The 7,246-nt window shown below is 69.4% G+C and carries 7 protein-coding genes and 1 pseudogene; 4 read left to right on the plus strand and 4 right to left on the minus strand.

Annotated features, from left to right (window positions below):
• From GJ633_RS12150 to GJ633_RS12165, 4 genes and pseudogenes are all read left to right on the plus strand, one after another.
• On the plus strand, window positions 1–601 hold a 601-nt coding region (locus GJ633_RS12150), incomplete at its 5' end, for an alpha/beta fold hydrolase (RefSeq protein ID WP_156589041.1).
• A 272-nt stretch (window positions 602–873) separates the two neighbouring features.
• A pseudogene (locus GJ633_RS12155) lies at window positions 874–1,601 on the plus strand (DUF2391 domain-containing protein).
• Between the two features lie 143 nt (window positions 1,602–1,744).
• Entirely contained in the window at window positions 1,745–2,119 is a 375-nt protein-coding gene (locus GJ633_RS12160; protein ID WP_156589042.1) for an Hsp20/alpha crystallin family protein, read from the plus strand.
• 3 nt (window positions 2,120–2,122) lie between these two features.
• Window positions 2,123–3,796 carry an AarF/ABC1/UbiB kinase family protein gene (locus tag GJ633_RS12165; protein ID WP_321169059.1) on the plus strand — a complete coding sequence of 558 codons (1,674 nt, stop codon included), beginning with the start codon at window positions 2,123–2,125 and terminating at the stop codon, window positions 3,794–3,796.
• 21 nt (window positions 3,797–3,817) lie between these two features.
• Here GJ633_RS12165 and GJ633_RS12170 read toward each other — a convergent pair whose 3' ends face one another.
• The 4 genes from GJ633_RS12170 to GJ633_RS12185 all read right to left on the minus strand — a co-directional run.
• Window positions 3,818–4,630 (minus strand): FkbM family methyltransferase, encoded by an 813-nt coding sequence (locus GJ633_RS12170; protein ID WP_321169060.1) that lies wholly within the window; start codon window positions 4,628–4,630, stop codon window positions 3,818–3,820.
• Window positions 4,631–4,775: 145 nt separating this feature from the next.
• A complete protein-coding gene (locus GJ633_RS12175) occupies window positions 4,776–5,927 on the minus strand; it encodes a site-2 protease family protein (RefSeq protein WP_156589043.1) in 1,152 nt (383 codons plus the stop codon).
• Window positions 5,928–6,198: 271 nt separating this feature from the next.
• Window positions 6,199–6,459, minus strand: a complete 261-nt coding sequence (locus GJ633_RS12180) for a hypothetical protein (RefSeq protein ID WP_156589044.1) — start codon at window positions 6,457–6,459, stop codon at window positions 6,199–6,201.
• Between the two features lie 420 nt (window positions 6,460–6,879).
• A partial coding sequence (locus GJ633_RS12185) for a molybdopterin synthase (RefSeq protein ID WP_156589045.1) occupies window positions 6,880–7,246 on the minus strand: 367 nt, incomplete at its 5' end.

The raw sequence follows: 7,246 nt of genomic DNA on the forward strand, positions 1-7,246 counted from the left end.
CGACGACGTCGGGACGCCGGCCGGCCGCGAGACCCTGTCGGCGTACGCGGACGACGTCGTCGCGGTCGCGGAGGCGACGGGCGCGACCGTGCTGTGCGGCAGCTCGCTCGGCGGCGCCGTGGCGCTGTGGGTCGCGCTCGAACGCGACCTCGCGCCGGACGGGCTGGTGCTCGCGGGGACGGGCGCGAAGCTCGGGGTCGCCACGGAGCTGCGCGACGCGCTCGCGACCGACTTCGACCGGGCGATCGACCTCCTCCACGAGCCGGACCGGCTGTTCCACGACGCGCCGCCGGAGTACGCCGAGCGCTCGCGGGCGGCGCTGCGAGCGTGCGGGCGCGCCGTCGTGGAGCGCGACTTCCGCACGTGCCACGCGTTCGACGTCCGCGACCGGCTCGGGGATATTTCGGCTCCGGCGCTCGCCGTCGGCGGCGAGTACGATTCGCTCACGCCGCCGCGGTACCACGACGTCCTCGCCGACCGGATCGACGACTGCGAGCGCGCGACGGTCGCCGACGCCGCGCACCTCGCGATGGTGGAGGAGCCGACCGCGTTCAACGCGGCGCTCACGGCGTTTCTGGCGCGACTCTCGGCGGCGCCGTAGCTTCGAACCCACGAACGCGACGGCGAACGCTGCACGAAAACGGCTGCGACGGACGAGAACGCCTGACGGGACGCACGTCACGGAACGGCCGCGTCCCGCATCTCGAAGACGGCCCGGACTGAACTCGGTGTGGTACCGCTCGACGGTCGGCGTGGTTGGTCCTGATATTCGATGTCGTCGGTACTCACCTCGTGCCATGTTGTAACATGCCACTATATATAAATTGTTCCCCGCCCGGTACGCTTTCCACGGTCGGCGTCCAGCGGGGGACCATGGACAGCGACAGCCGGGGTGAACCCGGGGACGGATCGGAGGGGGTGGCGGGAGATCCGGGAAGCGCCGAACACGCCGACTCGTCGCACGGCCCGACGAACCCCGATATCAACGACTTGCTCGCGAAGCTCGACGCCCTGAGCGACACCGTCGACGAGGGCCACGAGCGGGAGAAGGTGCGACAGACCATCTCACTCGTCGAGCGGATGCCGGGGAGCGCGGCGTTCACGACCCGGATCACCAAGTACACGTCCCGAGACATGGCCGAGGCGTTCGTGGGGGCAGTCCTCTTCTCGCTGCCGCTGCTCGTGGAGGGGGGCGTCTTCGAGATCGCGGCGTGGTTCGCCGCGAAGACGCCCGGTGGAATCCCCGTCTTTCTGATCGCGCACGTCGGGTTCGTCCTCGTCATGACCGCCGGCCTGCTCTACTTCGCCGACTTTCGACACATCGAGGTCAGACACCCGATCCTCGGTATCATCCCGCGCCGGTACGCGGGCATTCTGCTCGTCTCGCTCGGTACGTCCGCGTTCATGCTGCTCCTCTGGGGACGGCTCCACGAGGAGGGGCCGACGGCGCTCGAGCAGGTCGGCCGGGTGGCGGTCGTGTGGGCGGCCGCCGCCTTCGGCGCGAGCTCGGTGACATCCTCCCCGGCGAGTCCCAGGGTGAGGACATAAGCGAGCTCGACCTCGACTTCGACTTCGACCGTGACGACGACCGCGACGGGTGACCGTCGCGGTCCGAGAGGCACCTCCCGCGGACGACGGCGACGACCGCGAGAGCGCCCGGTCACGGTCGCGCTCGCCGGTCATCTCGAGAGGCTCGATTCCGGCTTTCCACACCTTTTTCGCCGCGGCGTTCCTACGATCTCCCATGTCAGCGTTACGCGACGCGCTCCGGGACCTCCCGGACGCGGTGTTTGCGGACCTGCTCGAATCAGACGACGGGTACGTGCTCGTCGTCGACGTCCCCGGGGCGAGCGCGGAGACGACGGAGGTCCTCGCCGAGGACGGTCGGCTCGTGGTCGAGGCCCGTCGCGAGAAGGCGGTCCCCGACGGGTTCCGTTACGTCAGCGAGGACCGGCCGCTGTTCCTCGACGCCGACCTCCCCCTCCCGCCGGACGCGGACGAGACCGGCGCCGACGCCGAGCTGGACCGCGGCGTCCTCGAAGTCACGATCCCGAAGCGCGCGGACGACGCCGCCCAAACGATCCCGGTGGAGGGGACCGCCGACGAGACCGACGCCTGACGGGTGGTCACGCTGGTCAACCTTCGCGCGTACTGGCGGTTCGTCGTCGTGCTGCGGCGGTTCTCGCCGCTGATCGTCGCCTACTGGCGAGACCGGCGGCGATACTTCCTGTTCGGGGCGAGCCGCGACGTCGACACCGAGACACAGCGCGAGCGGGCCGCGGCCCTCCTCGACATCCTGCTCACGCTCGGGCCGACGTTCATCAAGCTCGGCCAGCTGCTCTCGACGCGGCCGGACGTCCTCCCGCCGGCGTACATCGACGTGCTAGAGGGGCTCCAAGACGACGTGCCGCCGGCGCCGTGGGCGGAGTCGAAGCAGGTGTTGGAGGCGGAGCTCGGGCCGGTAGCGGAGGCCTTCGACGAGTTCGACACCGAACCGATAAGCGGCGCCAGCCTCGGGCAGGTGTACACCGCCCGCTACGAGGGCGAGGACGTCGCCGTGAAGGTCCGCCGGCCGGGCATCGAGTCGCTCGTCGAGGCCGACCTCCGGACGATCCGCTGGTCGGTGCCGATCGTCAAGCAGTTCATCGGGAGCGGCCGGGCGTTCTCCCTGGAGAACCTCGCCGACGAGTTCGCGAAGACGATCCGCGAGGAGATGGACTACGACCGGGAGCGCGAGATGCTCCAGGAGATTCGCACGAACTTCACGGACGACGACCGGATCCGGATCCCGACGGCGTACGAGGCGGTCTCCGGCCCCCGGGTGCTCACGATGGAGTACATTCCGGGGACGAAGATCACCCGGGTCGACGAGCTCGACGCCGCGGGGTTCGACCGGACCGCGATCGCGGAGACGCTCCAGGAGGTGTACCTCCAGATGATCATCGACGACGGGGTGTTCCACGCGGACCCGCACCCGGGGAACCTCGCCGTCGACGACGACGGCGCCGTGATCTTCTACGACTTCGGGATGGCCGGGCGCGTGGAGCCGTACGTCCAGGAGAAGATCATCGACTTCTACGTCGCGGTCGCCCGCCAGGACATCGACGAGATCCTCGACACGCTGATCGCGATGGGGACGCTCTCGCCGGAGGCGGACCGGGAGGTGATGGGCAACGTGATGGAGCTGGCGATCGCGGACGCCAGCGGCGAGGACATCGAGCAGTACCGGGTGAACCAGATCGTCGAGCAGGTGGAGTCGACCATCTACGAGTTCCCGCTGCGGCTCCCGCCGAACCTCGCGCTCGTGCTCCGGGTCGCCACGGTCGTCGAGGGCGTCTGTGTCACGCTCGACCCCGAGTTCGACTTCATCTCGACGGCGACGGAGTACCTCCGGGAGGAGGGGTACTACGAGCAGACCGCCCGCGACCTCGCCGAGGACGCCGGGAAGCAGGCCCAGCGGACGGCCGAGGCGTTGTTCACCGTCCCGCCGAAGGCGGACGACTTCCTCGACCGCGCCAACCGCGGCGACCTCGCGATCGACGTCACCCTCGAGGACGAGACGGACGTGCTCGACAAGCTGGCGATGCGGATCGCCTACTCCATGCTGCTCGCGGTCGGGGTGCTCTCGGCGACGATCCTCTACTCGTTCGCCGAGGAGTGGCGGCTCGCGGCGATCGTCCTCGTGCTCGCCGCCCCGCTCGCGGTCGCGCTCTACCGCTCGTTCCGGAAGAAGCGCGGCATCCGGGCCCGGCCGCAGTTCACCAGACAGGGGATGAAGAAGCGCCGCGAAGACTGACCGGCGCGGATCCGCACGAACTCACGACCGCGGGCGGCAGATCCAGACGTCCCCAGCGGGCTCGACCGCGTAGCGCCGCTCAGCGAGCCACTCGCGGACCGCGCGGACGTGCTCGCCCGTCTCGCCGGCGGCACCGAGCTCGTCGCCGCCGCCCTCGGATCCGTCACCGTCGTCCGCCGCGCCGTGCACCTCCACGACGAGCAACGGCCGATACGTCTCGATCGTCTGACACGCCCCGCGGAGGACCGCCAGCTCGCGTCCCTCGACGTCCACCTTGATCGCGTCCGGTGCCGGGATCGGGGAGGGATCGCCGTCCGTCACCGCATCGGCGGCTCCGGACGACTCATCGGCTCCGGACGCCTCGGCGACGCCCTCGACGAGGTCATCGAGCCGGCGGATCGGCACCTGCTCGACGCCCGCGACCACGGCGCTCCACCGCGTCGCGCGATCGCGGTCGAACGCGGAGCACTTCGAGAAGGTCGACCGGTAGAACGGCAGCGTCGCAGGGGCCTCGCCGACGCCCGCCCGCCGGATATCGATCCCGTTGCCGTCGCCTTCGGTCCCGCTGACGTCGTTCCGGCGGGCGTTTCGCGCGAGTCGGTCGGCGCTCACGGGGTTCGGCTCGAACGCGATCACCTCGCGGTCGGTGTCGCGGGCGAGCGGGATCGCGTACTCGCCGACGTGCGCGCCGACGTCGACGACGACCGCGTCGGTCGCGACCCCGTCGAGCGCGGCCAGTCCGGGGTCGTCGCCGTGGGGGTTCGTCGGCTCGTAGCTCCAGTACGTGCCGGCGACCGTCCGCTTCGGCGTCGCGATCCCGACGGCGTACGTCACGTCGCAAGCCGGTAGCCGACGCGGAACCCGAGCCGTTCGAGCCGCGTGCGCGCGTCGACCACAGGGGATCACCGCCGAAGGATCAGGAGCGGTCCCGTCGCCGCCGGCCGCGAGGCGCTCGCCGCGGGCCGACGGGGCGGGTAAGTCACGGGGAGATCACCTGTATCGGAACGGGGAGGAAACACAGGGCGCCGACCGCGAAGGTCCCGACACCGACGGCGAGGCGGCGCCAGCCCAGCGGCTCCTCGTCAGACGGGTTCGCGGGGCCGTTGAACGCGATCACGAGCGCGAACACGCCCCAGAACGCCCACAGCCCGACCGACTCGTCGAGCCCGAGTCCGCGTCCGAAGTGGAGGTAGGCGGCGAGCGCGAACAGCGCGCCGGGGACCAGCGACGCGAGAGTCTCTTGGCGCGGTCCGACCATCGCGCGCATCATGTGCCCACCGTCGAGCTGGCCCACCGGCAGGAGATTGAGGAGGGTGAAAAACATCCCGACCCACCCACCGATCACCACGGGGTGTGCGGTCTGGCTGGGGTCCTCGTAGGCGGTCGGCTGCCCGAGGAGGTCGGCGAGGATCCCCAGGAGGGGCGGGTTGTTGAAGCGGATCATCGTGCCCGACGCGTTCGCGATTTCCGTCGGGACGCGCATCGGGTCGAGCGAGAGGCCGATCGCGGTGACGATCACCGTGGCGACGAGCCCCGCGATCGGCCCCGCGGCCCCGATGTCGAACAGGGCCCGCCGGGAGGGCATCCGGTCGCGCATCCGGATGACGGCGCCGAGCGTCCCGAACGGAAACACGAACGGGATGACGTACGGCAGCGAGACGTCGACGCCGTGATACCGCCCAGCGGCGTAGTGGCCGAGCTCGTGGACCATCAGGACGCCGAGCACCGCGGCCGTGAACGGCCACGCCCGCAGCAGCACGAGCGGGTTCGCGGCGATCGCGTCCCACGAGATGTAGTACCAGCCGTACGCGCCGACGAAAAGCGTCGAGAAGACGGTCGCCACGAACAGGATACCGTTGACCCACGGGACCCCGTCGTGACCGCGGGAGACCGGCGTCGCGACCACCACGTGTCGACCGCCGACCGACTCGACTTCTACCTCGTAGCCCGCCTCGCGGAACGGCGGGATCAGCTTCCGTAACAGCGTCCGCTCCGGGAGATACGACTCGCCGACGTACCGGACGCACCCGTCCTCGCGCCGGATCTCATCGACGCGAAAGAACGTCTGGAGCGGCTCCGGACGCGGGGCGTCGGCCGACGCCGACCACTCCGCGTCCTCGTATTCTGGCATCGCCACCTCGTAACTGGTCGGCGTGTATAAACCCCGCGTCGACCCGATCTCCAGCGAGTCACGAGTTCCCCTCACGCGGGTCGTCGCCGGCGCAGAACGCGTGTGGGACGATCAAACCGCGATACGGGGACGGTCAGAAAACGATGCTGGAACGGTCAGAAAACGGTGCGGGGACAGTTCGAAAGGCGATGCGGGAACGGGGACGGTATGCGGGAACGGTTGGGCGTTCACGCGGACACCACGCGAGACCGACTCGCGAGGCCGACGCGTGTCAGGCCGGCTCGACTCGCCACGTCGTCGCGCCGGTGTACGACCACTTCTCGACGGTGAGCTCCGAGGCGGAGTCGCGGAGCTTCACCATCAGCGCGCCGATCTCCTTGGGCGAGAGGTCGACGTCGTCGGCGATGAACTTGCCCTTGAAGTACATCTCGCCGTCCTCGGCGCGGTCGAGCAGGTACCGCTTCAGCCGCTCTTCCTTGCTCAGGTCGTCGGTCGCCGTCGCGGTCGTGGAGGGATTCGCAGTCGCGCTCATGGTACACCCCATCGTTCCGGCCGAAGGGTGTTATAAAGGCTACACCGTTGCCGGGCGTTCAGCGGTTTTCAGGGCATTTCATCGCGGCGGCGAGCCCTAAAACGTGTCTGACGGACGTTTCACGAGTACTTTAAAACCGAGTAGACATTTTATAATCGATTCTGAAGCCGTTTCGGTACCGAATCGGGAAGCGAAGCGGCGACGCGTCGATAGCGTCGCCAGCCCCCGATTACCAGCAATAAATTCCCCTAAGCTCAACGGGACAGGCTCGGGCGCGTCCGCGTTCGAGCCGAAACGGGATCGGATCGAAGCCGAAACCCGGCGGGAGTGGGGGTCGGATCGGAGCCGAAATCGAGCCGGACTGGTGTCGACTCGTCGCCGTCGAGACCGAATCCGGGCTCGGAAGGACCGAGCGCGTCGTCAGTCGCGTCGATGGACCCAGAACTCCTCGGCCTCCGTCGTCTCCTTTTTGAATATCGGAACCTCGTCTTTGAGCCGGTCGATCCCGTCTTCGACGGTGCGAAACGCCTCCCGGCGGTGACCGGCGAGGACGACCACGAACACGATGTCCTCGCCGGCCTCGATCACGCCCGTCCGGTGGTGCATCCGGACGTCGAAGACCCCGTCGCGGTCGGCGAGCTCCGCGGCGATGGCGTCCATTCGGTCGGCCGCGACCTCCTCGTACGACTCGAAGGCGAGGTGGGTGGTTCGGTCGTCGTCGGGGTGGTCTCGCGCGCGGACGCGACCCGTGAACGTCGCGATCGCGCCCGCGCGGTCGGCGTCGGCG

Origin of the sequence: Halorubrum sp. CBA1125, assembly GCF_009742825.1 — an archaeon.
In the GTDB taxonomy this organism is placed as follows: domain Archaea; phylum Halobacteriota; class Halobacteria; order Halobacteriales; family Haloferacaceae; genus Halorubrum.